The sequence below is a fragment of the Erythrobacter sp. S267 genome, from assembly GCF_057365045.1.
On record NZ_CP200298.1, the window covers coordinates 3,298,861 to 3,314,891 of the forward strand.

Consider the following 16,031-nt stretch of genomic DNA (forward strand, 5'->3'; position numbering starts at 1 on the left):
CTCTCACCCGAGCAGCCAAACATTCATGAGCCGACCCGGCAGTGCGAAGCTGAAGATGCCTGGGATCATCAGGGCGCCGAGATAGAGGCTCAGCACTTCCTTCTTATGCCCCTTCATGTCGCCGCGCCGTGCGGTTGCGACCAGCTTGTACGAAGCAATCAGGGTAAGCGGCACAAAGATATGGATGAAGCTGAAGCTGCCACCGGTCTTGATGAAGATGGCGGAGAGAGCGGTGGTGACCATTAGGCCGACCCATGCTTTGCCGAGCTGCTTGTGCAGCTTGGTGCCTTTGCGGGTGAGCAACAGGTAAGCGCCAAGCGGGATGGCTGGCAGAACCGTCGCAACATGGATCACCACGGCCAGATGGCGCGTGGCTGCATGATCGGGAGCCCAGCCGCCCAGACCCCTGACCAGCGCATAGAGGACTGCAAAGCTCATCATCGTGCCCGCGATCCAAACGGCGGCGCGTATTGTTGGCGAGATGTCGAAGCCGCCTTGTTTGGCAGCCTTGTGCGTTGCGGCCTTCTCGCTGGCGCTCTGGCGGTTCAGCGGGTGGCTGGGGAGGAGGTCGGCGAAGGGCAGATATTGGACAAGATTTGTCATGTCAGGACTCCGATGTTGCGTTGAGTTCGTTTGCGTTGGAGCCACAATGCCCGGTGCCCTTTCGCCAGCAATCCGACTTGCGCGAATGGGCGCCAGGTTTCGCGAATGCGCCAAAAATCACCGGTTTTCCGAGGGATTGCCACTTTACGAAGCGCGAATGGGCAGGCAGTTTCGCGCCTATGACAACCGGGGCAAACGAAGCAGAGGCCAATTCAAGGGCGCGCAAGATCGTGATCGACCTGACGATCATGACCGCGATCGGCGTGGTGCTGGCCTTTATTGGCCCGTTTGGCAGCTTTGCTGAGCCGCTTGCTTACAGACTGTTCTCATGGGTGATCTTCGCGTGGATCGGCTATGCGATTTACAGTTCTATCAATGGCGTTGCGGACCGGCTGGCAGATGCACTGGCCCTGCCACGCATCTTTGCCTGGGCTATCACGGTTCTCATGGCGACGGTGCCGATGACGGCGGTTGTCTATGCGATCCCGCACTTGCCCGGAAGTGTGCCCGTGCCGACCCTAGAAGATGCGCTGACGAGCTATTTCTATGTGCTGATTGTGGGCGGCGGGATTACCGCGTTCTTCTACATGATCGAGGATCGGCGGGCGCCGGTGGAGGCCGACACTCCTAAGCCCGTTGCCGACACCTCGGCTCCCGAACTCGCCACCATTCCAAAGCCCGCCAACCCACTCCTCGACCAGCTTCCCGCATCGCTTGGCAGCGAGGTGATCGCGCTGGAGATGGAGGACCACTATGTCCGCGTCCACACGGCACTGGGATCAGAGCTGGTCCTGATGCGGCTGCGCGACGCGATGGCGCATGTAGCGGATATCGACGGTCGGCAGATTCATCGCAGCTGGTGGGTTGCACGCGGTGCGGTCGAAGACGTGAAGCGCGAGGGGCGCAATGTCAGGCTGGTGCTGGGGGAGGCGCTCGAGGCCCCGGTAAGCCGCGCCCAGGTTAGCGAGCTTAAGGACGCGGGTTGGATTTAGCTTCCGGCAGGTGTTCGTTGATCCATCCAGCGACGATCTTGCATTCGGTGTCGTCGAGGCCGTGAAGTAGAATGACGCTCCGACCTCCCTAGTCGAACCCCAAGCCTCCTGACATGATCGCAAGGAAGGGAGGTAAGCTGTGCAGCATAAAAGGATTGTGTCCGAACGCACCCGACGGGGCCGGAAAGCCACGCGGGTCTTTGACATGCGTCAACTCGTATCGTTTCTGTTGCGATAATAACGGCATGCTCCAGCGAGATACTAGCGCGGGGCCGTCGATTGCAATCTCGGCCTTCCCGCACAGTTGCCAGGCCAGAATCATCACGACGAGGGTCCAGCCGATAGCCCAGAAAATGAGCCAAACGCTCAGGAAGGCGGCAGCGCCTCCATCTTCACTGAGGGCTGACACAGCAGCTGTGAGGCTGCCGAAAGTCCATGCGATGAGCCAAAGCGAAAGGAATACAATTGCGAACCATTGCTTTTGCGCCTTTACGACAACCCAAGTGACATCGCCGATCTTTCGCTTGGTGAAACGAGCACTGGGGAGAGGCTCAAAATTGTCTTTACCCTGCATTATGCGGGGCTAACTCTGCATAGGAGTAGGCGCAAGCTGAACAGCAATACAAAAGGCCCCCGGCATCGCTGCCGAGGGCCTCTTAGCATTGTCACGGTCGATCAGATGTCGAAGCGATCCGCGTTCATCACCTTGACCCAGGCGGCGACGAAGTCGTTCACGAACTTCGCTTCCGAGCCGTTCTCGGCATAGACCTCTGCCTGAGCGCGCAGCTGCGCATTTGAGCCGAAGATGAGGTCCGCGCGGGTTGCGGTGTACTTGGTCGCGCCAGTCTTGCGGTCGGTGCCGACATATTCCTCGTCACCGCTGCCATCGACCGGGGCCCACTTTGTGCTCATGTCTAGCAGGTTGGTGAAGAAGTCCGGCGTTAGCTGGCCGACGCGGTCCGTGAATACGCCGTGCGCGGTGTTGCCGCTATTGGCACCCAGCGCGCGCATCCCACCGACCAGCACGGTCAGTTCAGGGATCGAGAGGCCCAGCAGGTGGGCCTTGTCGATCAGCATATCCTCGGTCTTCACTGATGCTTTGGTCTTGAGGTAGTTGCGGAAGCCGTCTGCAAACGGCTCCAACGGCTCAAAGCTCTCTGCATCGGTCTGCTCTGCCGAGGCATCGCCGCGGCCACCGGTGAATGGCACCGCGACGTCAAAGCCTGCATCCGCCGCCGCTTTCTCAACAGCAGCCGAGCCAGCGAGGACAATGGCGTCTGCCATGCTCATTGAGCCGCGCAGCTCATCGATCTTGCCGAGAACCTTGGATAGTTCCTCCGGATCGTTCGCTGCCCAGCCATTTTGCGGGGCAAGGCGCACACGCGCTCCATTGGCACCGCCACGATGGTCGGACCGGCGATAGGTTGAGGCCGAAGCCCAGGCCGCTTTGACCAGCTCGCTGACCGAAAGGCCTGAGCTAAGAACAGCCGACTTGAACGCAGCCACATCGGCATCCGAAGGCGACGTGCCAGTGGGGACCGGGTCCTGCCAGATCAGGTCTTCAGCCGGGACTTCCGGGCCCTGATAACGCACCTTTGGACCCATATCGCGGTGGCACAGTTTGAACCATGCGCGGGCGAAAGCGTCGTCGAGCTCAGCCGGATTGGCAAGGAAACGCTCGGAGATCTTGCGATATTCCGGGTCACGCTTCAGCGCCATGTCGGCGGTCGTCATGATAGTCGGAACTTTCTTCGAAGGATCGCGCGCATCGGGCGCCATATCTTCCGGATCAGGATTGACCGGGGTCCACATATTCGCGCCAGCCGGGCTCTGAGTGAGCTCGTAATCATACTTGAACAGCAGACGGAAATAGTCGTGGCTCCACTTGGTCGGGTTGTTCGACCATGCGCCTTCGATCCCGGAGGTCGTGATGTGACCCTTGGCGATCTCGTCCGCGTCGGTCAGCCAGCCAAAGCCTTGCTGATGCAAAGCCTCGCTCTCCGGGCTTTCGGAGAATGTGTCCGCAGGCTGTGCGCCGTGGGCTTTACCAAAGGCGTGACCGCCCGCGACCAGAGCGACGGTTTCCTCGTCATTCATGGCCATGTTGGCAAAGGTGCGGCGCATGTCGCGGGCCATGCCTTCATCGTCATGCGGATTGCCGCCTGGCCCTTCCGGATTGACATAGATGAGACCCATCTGGATTGCAGCGAGGGGGTTGTCGAGGTCCATTTCCTTGTCAGGCTGGATGCGCGTTTCGACACCTTCGTCGACCCACTTATCCTCAGTGCCCCAATAGACCATTTCGGGCTCATAGACGTCTGCACGACCGCCGCCGAAGCCGAACACCGGGCCGCCCATGCTTTCAATCGCGACGTTACCGGCGAGGATGAAGAGGTCAGCCCAGCTGATTCCCTTCCCGTATTTCTGCTTGATCGGCCATAGCAGGCGGCGCGCCTTGTCGAGGTTGCCATTGTCTGGCCAGGAGTTGAGCGGTGCAAACCGCTGCTGGCCTGAACCAGCACCGCCACGACCATCACCCGTGCGGTACGTACCCGCCGCGTGCCATGCCATGCGGATGAAGAACGGTCCGTAATGGCCATAGTCAGCCGGCCACCATTCCTGATCGTCGGTCATCAACGCGGTCAGGTCTTCCTTCAGAGCGGTGTAGTCGATCGCATTGAACGCGGCGGCATAATCAAAGTCTTCGCCATAAGGGTTGGCGGACTTGCCCTCTTCGGTCAGCAGGTCGAGCTGGGTTGCCTCTGGCCACCAATCCTTGTTGGTGCGGCCCAACAGCGTGCGGGTTCCGGCATCGCCGTGGAACGGGCAGCCACTCATTTCTCCGGTCTTAGCATCCATTGAGAATTCTCCTCTCTCTCATCGGGGACTCGGACAATATCCGATTGCGATGACAAGAGAATGATGGATCGCGCTTGACCAGTCCAATCGATTAATCCGCGCGCATTGATTGATTTTGGCGATTGAAGCAGCGGTAATGGCGCGTTTGGATACGGGGATTCCCGGCTTGAGAAATCCTTCATACGGGCCTGTCCCTAGGGCGCAGAACCTAGGCGAGGCGGACATTCGCGCTAACCATGACTCCATAGAGATCGTGGCTTCGAACAATCGGAGACCCAGCATGAATGCGCCCATTAACCCGAACCAACCGCTTGCGGTGACACCTGATGAGCTGCTCGGCATGGTGATGGGCATTCTTTCTGATGGTCTCGACCACCCGGAAGTGTGGGATGAGATACCCGCTTTTTGCGAAGTGTTTCCCGAATTCACCGATCACATCGACAAGCTTCTCGCGCGCACGCCGGATATAACAAGCCAGGCTTTGCTGGTGCTGATCAAGGCGGTGGCTCTAGCGGGGCAGGGCGAATTCGATGAGTCGCTTGCTGCGATCGAGCCTCTCGCGGTGAAGAACAGCCAGTCAGCCTTGGTGCAAGGCGCGCTTTTCCGCGTGAAGGCTCTGCGCGATCCGGACAATTCGCAATACGACCTGTCGGACACCTTTTGCTCAGTCCCGTTCCAGCGATTGGATGTGCTCGAGGCCTCAACTCATCTATGCTGTGCGAGCTGGTTGCACGCGTCAGCCGGCGACATGCAGAACGAGGATTGGCAGTCGGTTTGGAATTCTGAGACAGCGCAGAAAATCCGCGAGAGTATCCACGATGGCAGCTATCGCTATTGCAACAAATCTTCCTGCCCCAAGATCGCAGGCGCGGACCTGCCGACCAAAGATCAGGCAGCGAATGAGTCCCAGAAATGGGTGCGCATCATTGGCCAGCGCGAAACGCATCTTGTCGAGGGACCAGAGACCGTCAACCTCGCTTATGACCGCACCTGCAACCTCGCATGCCCCAGCTGCCGCAGCGAGAAGTTTGCCGCTGACAGCGCGATGCGCGAACGCTTTGCAACGATGCAGGAGAGCAATATTCTGCCGCTGCTCAAACATGCGCAGACGGTCTTCATCACCGGGTCAGGCGATCCGTTTGCGAGCAAGAATTTCCGCGCTTTGATCAAGGCTCTCAATGCCGAGGACTATCCCAATCTAGGCTTCCGCATCATGACCAACGCGATGCTGCTCACCCCAAAGCAATGGGCCGAGTTCCCAACCCTGCATGGCCGCACCAGGCTGATCCAGATCAGCGTCGATGCCGCCACAGGCCCGACGCATGAGAAGCTGCGACTGGGTGCGAAATGGCCAGTGATGCTGGAGAACATGGCCTTCGCCGGAGAGCTTGTCGCAAAGGGCGATGTCGACGTGCTGGAGCTGGTCTTCGTCGTGCAGCGCGACAATTACACGGAGATGGGCGACGCGGTTGACCTCGCCAAACAGGTCGGAGCACAGCGGGTCTACTTTGCGCGGATGACCAATTGGGGCACATTCTCCGAAGAACAATTTGCGGCGAGGTCAGTCTGTTCGCCTTCGCATCCCGAACATGCGGCCTTCCTCGCCGAGATGCAGGATCCGCGCTTGCAAGACCCGATGGTGCTGCTGGGTGATATTGCTGAGTTCGCCGACCAAGCCACCACGCGCCCGCGTGATATTCTGAAGGTCGCTTGAGTTCTCAGTCCACCTGAGCGCGTTTTCTCTGCGCTATCGCTTACGCTATTTGAGCGCGGTGCAACAGCTTCTGATCCGCCAGCACCAGCGCCATCATCGCCTCCACCACCGGAGCGCCGCGTATGCCGACGCAGGGGTCGTGGCGGCCTTTCGTGACGACTTCGGTCGCCTCTCCGTCAGAGGTGATCGACTTGACCGGGGTGAGGATCGAAGAAGTTGGTTTGAACGCCACGCGGCACACGACCGGCTGTCCGGTGGAGATACCGCCCGCCGTGCCGCCTGCATGGTTGGAGGCGAAGACGGGTTTGCCATCTTTCCCAGGGCTCATCTCATCCGCGTTCTGCTCACCTGTCAGGCGCGCAGCCTCAAACCCATCGCCGATCTCCACGCCTTTGGTCGCATTGATGCTCATCATCGCGGATGCAAGTTCGCTGTCGAGCTTTGCATAGACCGGAGCGCCCCATCCGGCGGGCACGCCTTCCGCGACGCATTCGACGACCGCGCCTAGGGATGACCCACCCTTGCGCGCCGCCTCAACCTTTTCTTCCCAGCGCTTCGCCGCCCAGCTGTCGGGGCAAAAGAACGGGTTCTGGTCGATGAATTCGTAATTGATCGCATCACGCTCAATCCGGTCGCCGCCCAGCTCGCATACGAAAGCGGTGATCTTTACCTCAGGGATAATCAGCCGAGCGACTGCGCCCGCTGCCACGCGAGCCGCCGTCTCCCGAGCGGAGGAACGCCCGCCGCCGCGATAGTCGCGGATGCCGTATTTGGCATCATAGGTGTAGTCAGCATGGCCCGGACGATAGCTCTGGGCGATGTTGGAATAGTCTTTCGAGCGCTGATCGGTGTTCTCGATCATCAGATGGATCGGCGTGCCGGTCGTCACTTGGACGCCATCTTCATTGGTGAACACGCCTGAGAGAATTTTGACCTGATCAGCTTCGCGCCGCTGCGTCGTGTATTTGCTCTGCCCCGGACGGCGTTTGTCCATGAAGGGCTGGATGTCCTTCTCCTGCAAGGGCAGCCCCGGCGGCACGCCATCCAGCACGGCGCCAAGGCCGGGCCCATGGCTTTCCCCCCAGGTCGTAAAGCGAAGCACGCGTCCGAATGTGTTGAAACTCATGGCGCTAGCCTTAGCGGATGGGGTGATTGTGTCGAGACGGTGTGTGGCGTCCTCGCAATTTTCCTACACCCGAATGCGTTCGTATGTGTGTGAGCGATGACGAACCGAGCCACTGCTTATTCGACGATGCGTGACTGCATAAGGGGCCCATTGGATGCGGCATTTGCGAAAAGTCACACTTTCGCGTGGCGAAAATCGAAAAAAGTGTTTGGCGTCATTCACTTGACGGCGAAACGGCTTTTCTTGGAAGCGGGGCTTCGCTGTGTCACGCAGGCGCAATCAGATCGCAAGACGCGGACGATAACCCGCACCCCACTCTGGCCAAAGGGCGTGGCTTGCGCCAAGAACAAAGCATGATTGCAAAGCTCTCAGGCCGCTTGGACGACACAGGGGAAGATTGGGCCATCGTCGATGTGCAAGGCGTGGGCTACCTCGTCCACTGCTCGGCGCGCACATTAAGCGCGCTCGGCGAAGTCGGAGAAGCCTGTACCGTCCACACCGACCTGCAAGTGAGCGAGAACGACATGCGCCTCTTGGGCTTTGCCGAGAGCGCCGAACGCGACTGGTTCCGCCTGCTTACGCAAGTGCAGGGCGTGGGAAGCAAGGTCGGCCTCGCGATCCTCTCCGCACTCTCGACCGGAGAACTGCGCGACGCCTGCGCCGCCGGAGACGCGGCCAGCGTGGCAAGAGCGAACGGTGTGGGACCAAAGCTCGCCGGACGGATCGTCAACGAGTTGAAAGACAAGGCGGGCGCACTTCCGGGCGGCGGAATGGCTGGCGTACCGGCTAGCGCCATCACCCCAGCCGGCAGCGCGAGCGCGGACGCCGTAAGCGCGCTGGAAAACCTCGGCTTCAAACCGGCGGTTGCGGCGCAGGCGGTGGCGAAGGCTCAAGCGGAACTGGGCGAGGACGCGGCTGAGGGAGACCTCATCCGGGTCGCGCTGAAAAGGGCGGCTGGGTGATGGAGAGAATCGATGTGGCCCTTTAAGTCCAAGAAGAAGCGTTCAGACGCGGCGATTGCTGAGATGCCAAGAGCTATTGAAATCGCTTGTCAGAAGTGGCTTGACTTTGAGCAGCAAGATTTCGCCAAAGCGATGGGCTTGGCAGAGAAAGTACATCGCTTCACCGATGGACTAAAAGCTGGCTTTGGTCAGTGGGCCGCGTTTAAAGACGCGCCCGATGCGTTCTTCCTTCTGATTGCAGTGAAAGGAATTGAGCGATCGCGAACCCACCTCAGAATTGAGCTCGAAGCTGCATTACAGATACCTGTTCCCGAACCGCATGAGCGGACCGATCAAGAAGAGCGGGTAGCTTTGCAGGAGCTCCTGATTGATCGAGTTGCTAAAAAGTGGATCGTCTTTGACGACGCCTTAAAGTTCGAATCACAATACAGCCTCGCAGATCGAATAGCGGTATTCAAAGTGCCTCTTCTACAGGGCGTGAGGAAAGACTTCCCAATGTTTCGCGATGCACAAGACCACGAGCTTCACTCAGTAATTGCGCTCGGTCTCGAACGTTCGGGAAGGGTTTCCCTTGATGAAGCAAGTGATGCACTAAACCTTCGCACATGACCGACCTCGACCCACCCCTCCATGATCCCGACGCGCAGCCCGGCGACCCGGACACCGCGCTCCGGCCTAAGTCGCTTGCCGAGTTCATCGGGCAAGAGGCGGCGCGGGAGAATCTGCGGGTCTTCATCGACAGCGCCAAGGCGCGCGGAGAGGCGATGGATCACACGTTGTTCCATGGCCCGCCGGGTCTGGGCAAGACGACGCTCGCGCAGATTATCGCGGGTGAGCTGGGCGTAGGGTTCCGTGCGACCTCCGGCCCCGTCATCGCCAAAGCGGGAGACTTGGCGGCGCTCCTCACCAATCTTGAGCCGCATGATGTGCTCTTCATTGACGAGATCCACCGGCTCAATCCGGTGGTTGAGGAAGTGCTCTATCCGGCGATGGAGGACCGCGCGCTCGACATCATCATTGGGGAGGGTCCATCGGCGCGCTCGGTCAGGATTGACCTGCCGCCCTTCACGTTGATCGGAGCGACGACGCGGCAGGGCCTGCTGACGACGCCTTTGCGCGACCGCTTTGGCATTCCGGTTCGCTTGCAATTCTACACCCATGATGAGCTTGATCAGGTGGTGAGCCGAGGGGCGCGACTGCTGGGCCTCAATATAGATTCTGCGGGCGCGCGCGAGATTGCGCGGCGTTCACGGGGCACGCCGCGGGTCGCGGGACGCTTGTTGCGGCGTGTGCGCGACTTTGCGCAGGTTGCGGGTGAAGGCACGGTTACTCGGAAGATGGCCGATGATGCGCTGACCCGGCTGGAGATCGATGCGTTGGGTCTCGACGCCATGGACCGCCGTTACCTCACCATGATCGCGACCACGTATAAAGGTGGTCCGGTGGGTGTCGCGGCAATCTCAGCAGGCCTGTCCGAACAGCGCGACACGGTTGAGGAGGTGATCGAGCCCTATCTCATCCAGCTCGGCCTGATTGCTCGGACCGAGCGCGGGCGGATGCTTAACGATGCGGCATGGGAGCATCTGGGACTCGAGGCGGTTCCAGCGCGCCGCACGCCGTCTCAACCCGGCCAACAACCGAGCATGTTTGACGAAAACGACTAACGGACCGGCGTTTTTCGGTCTCAAAACGGGACAGCGCCCCTGAAATTGCACGCATTTGCGGGGTTTTAGCGAGTTCGGGCGACTCAATCATGGTTAACCGCATTGCTGTGAACCCCGCTTCAATCGCAAGACAACCTTGGAATTGGTGAAGGTGCGGGTTGGCCGCATCGAGCCAGGACGAAACAAGGTTCGGATGATATGTCTGTAAAACTGGCTGTAGCAAAGCTCTCCGCCACCGCTGCTGGCGTTGCCCTGATGACGGGCGGCGCGGTACGTGTGGCTGAGCCGATGGTGACGGATACGCCATCATACACCACGGATGTTGACGGAAAGCTGGTTGAGACCGCGCGCATTGGGAAGCCAGTGCCGGTGGCTCCTCCGCAGGTCACCGGGCCGATCTATGTGAAAGACCCGCGCACTCGCGAACTTCCGCCTTTGCCGGAAGTCGAAGAGCGTCGCCGCCGGATTGTTGAGCGCACGATTGAGTGTCAGCCGATCCCGGGCGGCTTTGGTGGTCCTGCTGGCGGCGGATATGAAGTCGCAGGTGGCCTTCCGCTTCCTGCAGGCGCAACGCAAGCTTACTTCGATGCGGAAGAATGCCCGCCGATCGCACAGGTCGCTTACGCACCGGCTCCGCTTCCCCCGCTTCCGCCAATCACTGGCGGTGGTGGCGGTTTCGGCGGCCCGGTTGTCGTCGGCGGAGGCCTGGGTGGCTTTGGCGGCGGTTTCGGAGGCGGCTTCTTCGGCGGCTTCTTTGGCGGAGGCGGTTCGTCCTCAGGAGATGTCGCGGTTTCGACCACGACCACAACGTCGGGCGGCAACTTCTCTTCCACGACCAGCGGCGACTTCAGCTCGACCGGCAGTTCGTCCTCGACCTCATCAGGCGGTAGCGGCGGTTCGTCGGGCGACATCGACATCAATATCGATATCGACAATTCGACCTCAACCGGCGCGGTTTCTACCAGCACGGGCGGAATCTCGACCTCAACCACATCGGGCAACGTTTCCAGCTCCACCGGCGCAGTGAGCTCGTCTACAGGCGGCGTTTCGACCTCCACTGGCGCAGTTTCGAGCTCGACTGGTGCTGTGTCATCGTCGACCGGAGCGGTCTCCACTTCGTCCGGCAACGTGTCGAGTTCATCGGGCAATGTCTCAAGCAGCTCAGGTAATGTTTCCAGCTCCTCGGGCAATGTGTCGAGCAGTTCTGGCAACGTCTCCAGCTCTTCGGGTAACGTGTCGAGCTCTTCCAGCTCGTCGTCGTCTTCATCCTCCTCGTCGTCCAGCTCTTCATCGAGCTCGTCTTCGGGTGGTTCGAATGGCGGATCGACTAGTGGCATGACTTCCGGTGGATCGAACGGCTCCAGCTCGTCTTCGTCCTCATCCTCCTCGAGCAGCTCGTCGAGCTCCTCCAGCGGATCGAGCGGTGGCGAACATGGTGGTTCAAGCGGCTCGAGCGGATCTTCCTCGTCGAGCGGTTCGAGCTCTTCGTCTTCGGGCGGATCGAGCAGCTTTGGTGGCAGCACCAGCTCTTCGTCGGGTTCGTCTTCGTCAAGCAGCTCGTCCAGTTCTTCGGGCGGCTCCAACGGTGGGTCGACCGGCGGCATGACGTCAGGTGGTTCTAACGGCGGCTCAGGCAGCAGCTCCAGCTCGTCTTCGAGCAGCAGCTCTTCGTCCTCGTCGAGCTCGGGCGGCAACACCTCTTCAGGCGGTGCGACCAGCGGCGGTAGCTCGGGCAACATGACCAGCTCGACCAGCTCGTCTTCGTCCAGCTCTTCGTCTTCTTCGAGCTCGTCTTCGGGCGGCAGCTCCAGCTTTGGCGGTTCGTCGGGTGGTTCTAGCTCCAGCTCGTCATCGGGCTCATCGTCGAGCAGCAGCTCGGGCGGTTCCACCAGCGGTGGCACCACCACGGGCGGTTCGACAAGCTTCGGTGGCAGCACGTCCAGCTCTTCCTCGTCTTCGTCGAGCTCCTCCTCGTCATCCTCTTCAGGCGGCACGACGAGTGGCATGACCAGCACAGGCGGCAGCAACGGTTCGAGCAGCTCCTCAAGCAGCGGTTCGTCGTCGTCGAGCTCATCAGGTGGCAGCACCTCGAGCTTCGGCGGTAGCAGCTCCAGCTCATCGTCGGGTTCGTCCTCGTCGAGCAGCTCGGGCGGCAGCACTTCAAGCTTCGGTGGGACGACCTCGTCGTCTTCCAGCTCATCCTCTTCGAGTTCTTCGTCGAGCAGCTCAACTTCGGGCGGCACCAGCAGCGGTACGGACGTTCCGGCACCGCCGATGATGATCCTGTTCGGCCTTGCAGCCGCAGCGATCCTGGGGCGCCGCAAGTTCTTCGGCGGCGAGATCGAAGCCTAAGGGCCCAGTTCCAAATTCACACGGGGGAAGGCGGTTTTCCGAAATGAGAGCCGCCTTTTTCTATGGGCATGCAGGCTTGGCTATCAGCCTCGTAGTGTCCTACGAGATCGGTTGGCCAGCCTCGGCCCACGCGGTGATACCGCCCACCAGATGCTGCGCAGGCTCTCCGGTATGCGCTGCCAACTTCTCGGCCGCAATCCCGGAACGGCGGCCCGATCGACAATAGATCACGATCTCGCGTCCATCGCTGAGGTCCATCACCTCCGGATCGAATGTGTCGAGCGCAATGTGCTCTGCACCAGGGATCATTCCTTCGGCGACTTCAGCGTCGGTGCGCACGTCGATCAGACGAATGCTTCCTGCATCGATCTTGGCCTTCAATTGCTCGACTGAGATGTCGATGACGTGCTCTTCAACGGCCTGAATAGGCGTTTCGCGGGCTGCTGCCAGTTCGTAGCCAAAGGGAGGCGTTGAATCGCGGTTCTCATCGTCCCCGGGCGTGCAGGCGGCAACGGCCAATGCGGAAGTGGCAAGGGTGAATGTGCGACCAATCATTATCAAGTCCCCTTTAGGTGGCCTCACGCGGCCAGTTTGCGCAGCACGTAATGGAGGATGCCGCCGTGGCGGTAATATTCCATCTCGTTTGCGGTGTCGATCCGGCAGATAGCGGTGAAGTTGAAGCTTGAACCGTCTGCTCGGGTGACTGTGATCTCAACCTCTTGACCCGGCTCCAGTTCCGCCAAGCCTTTGATACTGAACATATCGTCAGCCGTTAGGCCAAGCGAGTTGCGGGTGTCACCGTCCTTGAATTGCAAAGGTAAGACGCCCATGCCGACCAAGTTGGAGCGGTGGATTCGCTCAAAGCTTTCGACGACGACTGCCCGCACGCCCAGCAGGATGGTGCCCTTGGCTGCCCAATCGCGCGAAGATCCAGTTCCGTATTCCTTGCCGCCAACCACGATCAACTGGGTGCCATCGGCCTTGTGCTTCATGGCCGCATCATAGATCGGCATCTGCTCGCCCTGGTAGGTCGTGTAGCCACCCTCGACGCCCGGAACCATTTCGTTCTTGATCCGAATGTTGGCGAAGGTGCCGCGCATCATCACTTCGTGATTGCCGCGGCGCGATCCGTAGGAGTTGAAGTCCTTCCTTGCGATCTGATTGCTCTTCAAATAGGAACCTGCCGGGCTATCCTCCTTGATCGCACCGGCGGGTGAGATGTGGTCGGTTGTCACTGAATCGCCGAGGATGGCGAGCGGCTTTGCGTCCACAATGTCCGTAATGGGTGCCGGCGTCATCTCCATCCCTTCGAAATAAGGCGGGTTCGCGACGTAGGTGGAGCCAGCACGCCATTGATACGTGTCAGACGGCTCGACCGTGATCGCCTGCCAGTGCTCGTCGCCTTCGTGAACATTGGCATAGCGAGCCTCGAACATGGAGCGGTCGATATTGGCGGCGCGATGCTCTGCGATTTCGGCGTTGGAGGGCCACAGGTCGGCAAGCATCACATCGTTGCCGTCTTGGTCTTGCCCGATAGGCGTTTCGGTTATGTCTTGTGTAACTGTGCCTTTGAGCGCGTAGGCCACCACGAGCGGCGGCGAGGCGAGGAAGTTCGCGCGCACGTCGGGGGAGACGCGGCCTTCGAAATTGCGGTTGCCCGACAGGACGCTTGCCGCGACAATATCGTTTCCGTTGATCGCCTCACTGATCGGAGGGGCGAGCGGGCCGGAATTGCCGATGCAGGTCGTGCAGCCATAGCCGACAAGATCGAAACCGATGTCGTCCAGATCATCTTGCAGGCCTGATTTGACCAGATAATCCGTCACCACCTGGCTGCCCGGCGCAAGCGAAGTCTTGACCCAGGGCTTGGGTTTCAGACCCTTAGCGTTGGCCTTTTTTGCGACCAAACCCGCCGCGATCATCACATCGGGGTTTGAGGTGTTGGTGCAACTGGTGATCGCCGCAATCACTACATCGCCATCGCCGATATCATGAGCAGTGTCCGCTACATCGACGCGGGCGGGGGCATCCTTTTTGTAGACCCGCGCAAGGTCATCATTGAACAGCTCATCTACCTGGGGAAGCGACACACGGTCCTGCGGGCGCTTGGGTCCTGCAAGGCTGGCGACGACGCTGGAGACGTCGAGTTCGAGCGTGTTGGAGAATACCGGCTCGTGGTCAGGGTCAAACCACATCCCTTGCGCTTTGTAGTAGGCTTCGACCAAGGCAATCTCATCCTCGCTCCGCCCGGTAAGGCGCATGTAGTCGATGGTCTTCTCGTCGATCCCGAAAAAGCCGCAGGTTGCGCCATATTCGGGCGCCATATTGGCGATGGTCGCGCGGTCGGCGAGAGTCAGATGCGCAACGCCTGGGCCGTAGAATTCCACAAATCGCCCGACCACGCCCACTTCGCGCAGCATCTGGACGCAGGTGAGGACGAGGTCGGTCGCCGTCACGCCTTCCGCCATCTTGCCGGTCAGCTTGAAGCCGACGACTTCAGGGATCAGCATCGAGATCGGCTGGCCGAGCATCGCAGCCTCCGCCTCAATCCCGCCCACGCCCCAGCCGAGCACGCCCAGGCCATTGATCATCGTGGTGTGGCTGTCCGTGCCCACGCACGTGTCGGGATAGGCGACCAACTCGCCATTCTCATCCGCGCTTGCCCAGACCCCTTTGGCGATGTGTTCAAGGTTCACCTGGTGACAGATCCCTGTGCCGGGGGGGACAGCAGAGAAATTCTCGAAGCTTTTGGAGCCCCATTTGAGGAAGTCATACCGCTCCGCATTACGCTCGTACTCAAGCGCCATATTGGCCGCCATCGCCTGCGCGTGGCCAAACTCGTCGACCATCACCGAGTGGTCGATTACGAGATCAACGGGCACCTGCGGATTGATCTTTTGGGTGTCGCCGCCCAGCGCCTTGATCGCATCGCGCATGGCGGCAAGGTCGACGACGCAGGGGACGCCTGTGAAATCCTGGAGCAGCACGCGTGCAGGCCGATATTGGATCTCGCTGCCCGTCACTGGATTGCTCTGCCAATCGACGATGGCCTCAATATGCTCACGCCCGACGGTGAAGCCTTCATCCTCAAACCGCAGGAGGTTCTCCAGCAACACTTTCATCGAGATCGGTAGCTTGGAGATATCGCCCAACTGCTCGGCCGCTTTGTCGAGCGAGTAGAAGGCGAAGGTCGTGCCTCTGACTTCCAATGAGGAGCGGGTCGAAAGGCTGTCATTGCCGGTGGCTGTCATTGTGGCATCATCCCATGGGCTGGCGCCGGAAACTGATCGTGCCCGGCGGCGATCAAAGCGGCCATTGGAGTGCTAGAGAGCGCCCCTCAGGTCAAGGAAAAGCCTTCTCTACTCAGCTTCGCTCTTCGTCTTGCGCGTGGCGAGCCAGCATCCGGTCACGATCAAGGCTGTTCCGGCAATCGTCGGTAGCGTTACCGGCTCCCGGAAAAACGCCCAGCCCAGCACGCTCGCCCAGAGAAAGCCCGAATATTCGATCGGGACCAGAGCTTGTGCCTCGGCGCGCGCATAGGCCGAGGCAATCGCCATCGCTCCCGTCACGGTTAGCACCGCTGCAGCGATGATCGCCGGCATGGCGGAGGCGAGCGGGGGTGGGACGGCCTCCGGTGCGACGAGCAACAAGAGCGGCACAATGCTGAGCAGGATGAGGCCGGAGATACCGCTGTGAAAGGTCGCGATCTCGATGGGCCCTGCCTGCTGCGACTGCCTACGGATCACGACGAAATTATAG

General features: G+C 60.3%; 13 protein-coding genes. 5 read left to right on the forward strand and 8 right to left on the reverse strand.

The window, feature by feature from the left end:
* Window positions 1–3: 3 nt before the first annotated feature.
* Window positions 4–603, reverse strand: a complete 600-nt coding sequence (locus AC0V6X_RS15665; protein ID WP_486185475.1) for a DUF2306 domain-containing protein — start codon at window positions 601–603, stop codon at window positions 4–6.
* A gap of 179 nt (window positions 604–782) precedes the next feature.
* Between AC0V6X_RS15665 and AC0V6X_RS15670 the strand changes: the two genes are divergently transcribed.
* The gene (locus tag AC0V6X_RS15670) at window positions 783–1,595 is read left to right on the forward strand and encodes a LytTR family DNA-binding domain-containing protein (RefSeq protein ID WP_486185476.1); all 813 of its coding nucleotides are present in this window, start codon (window positions 783–785) and stop codon (window positions 1,593–1,595) included.
* Between the two features lie 88 nt (window positions 1,596–1,683).
* Here AC0V6X_RS15670 and AC0V6X_RS15675 read toward each other — a convergent pair whose 3' ends face one another.
* Window positions 1,684–2,169 carry a hypothetical protein gene (locus tag AC0V6X_RS15675; protein ID WP_486185477.1) on the reverse strand — a complete coding sequence of 162 codons (486 nt, stop codon included), beginning with the start codon at window positions 2,167–2,169 and terminating at the stop codon, window positions 1,684–1,686.
* A 101-nt stretch (window positions 2,170–2,270) separates the two neighbouring features.
* Window positions 2,271–4,454: a catalase/peroxidase HPI gene (katG, locus tag AC0V6X_RS15680; protein ID WP_486185478.1), complete on the reverse strand. Its 2,184-nt coding sequence runs from the start codon at window positions 4,452–4,454 to the stop codon at window positions 2,271–2,273.
* A gap of 280 nt (window positions 4,455–4,734) precedes the next feature.
* Between katG and AC0V6X_RS15685 the strand changes: the two genes are divergently transcribed.
* Complete coding sequence (locus AC0V6X_RS15685; protein WP_486185479.1) at window positions 4,735–6,168, forward strand: radical SAM protein; 1,434 nt, start codon at window positions 4,735–4,737, stop codon at window positions 6,166–6,168.
* Window positions 6,169–6,208: 40 nt separating this feature from the next.
* Here the strand turns inward: AC0V6X_RS15685 and aroC are convergent, their stop codons facing one another.
* Window positions 6,209–7,294 (reverse strand): chorismate synthase, encoded by a 1,086-nt coding sequence (gene aroC, locus AC0V6X_RS15690; protein ID WP_486185480.1) that lies wholly within the window; start codon window positions 7,292–7,294, stop codon window positions 6,209–6,211.
* A gap of 353 nt (window positions 7,295–7,647) precedes the next feature.
* On the opposite strand from aroC, the gene ruvA reads away from it, so the two are divergent.
* From ruvA to ruvB, 3 genes are read left to right on the forward strand one after another with little or no spacing between them, the layout of a single operon-like run.
* Window positions 7,648–8,256: a Holliday junction branch migration protein RuvA gene (gene ruvA, locus AC0V6X_RS15695; RefSeq protein ID WP_486185481.1), complete on the forward strand. Its 609-nt coding sequence runs from the start codon at window positions 7,648–7,650 to the stop codon at window positions 8,254–8,256.
* 12 nt (window positions 8,257–8,268) lie between these two features.
* Window positions 8,269–8,865, forward strand: coding sequence for a hypothetical protein (locus AC0V6X_RS15700; RefSeq protein ID WP_486185482.1), 597 nt, complete (start codon window positions 8,269–8,271; stop codon window positions 8,863–8,865).
* Window positions 8,862–9,920, forward strand: a complete 1,059-nt coding sequence (gene ruvB / locus AC0V6X_RS15705) for a Holliday junction branch migration DNA helicase RuvB (RefSeq protein ID WP_486185483.1) — start codon at window positions 8,862–8,864, stop codon at window positions 9,918–9,920. Before AC0V6X_RS15700 ends, ruvB begins: the two co-directional genes overlap by 4 nt.
* Before the next feature lie 620 nt (window positions 9,921–10,540).
* Here ruvB and AC0V6X_RS15710 read toward each other — a convergent pair.
* From AC0V6X_RS15710 to AC0V6X_RS15725, 4 genes are all read right to left on the reverse strand, one after another.
* Window positions 10,541–12,244 carry a hypothetical protein gene (locus AC0V6X_RS15710; protein WP_486185484.1) on the reverse strand — a complete coding sequence of 568 codons (1,704 nt, stop codon included), beginning with the start codon at window positions 12,242–12,244 and terminating at the stop codon, window positions 10,541–10,543.
* A 127-nt stretch (window positions 12,245–12,371) separates the two neighbouring features.
* On the reverse strand, window positions 12,372–12,827 hold the full coding sequence (locus AC0V6X_RS15715; protein WP_486185485.1) for a rhodanese-like domain-containing protein: 456 nt from the start codon (window positions 12,825–12,827) through the stop codon (window positions 12,372–12,374).
* Between the two features lie 23 nt (window positions 12,828–12,850).
* Window positions 12,851–15,523: an aconitate hydratase AcnA gene (gene acnA, locus AC0V6X_RS15720; protein ID WP_486185486.1), complete on the reverse strand. Its 2,673-nt coding sequence runs from the start codon at window positions 15,521–15,523 to the stop codon at window positions 12,851–12,853.
* 108 nt (window positions 15,524–15,631) lie between these two features.
* A partial coding sequence (locus AC0V6X_RS15725; protein WP_486185487.1) for an EamA family transporter occupies window positions 15,632–16,031 on the reverse strand: 400 nt, incomplete at its 5' end.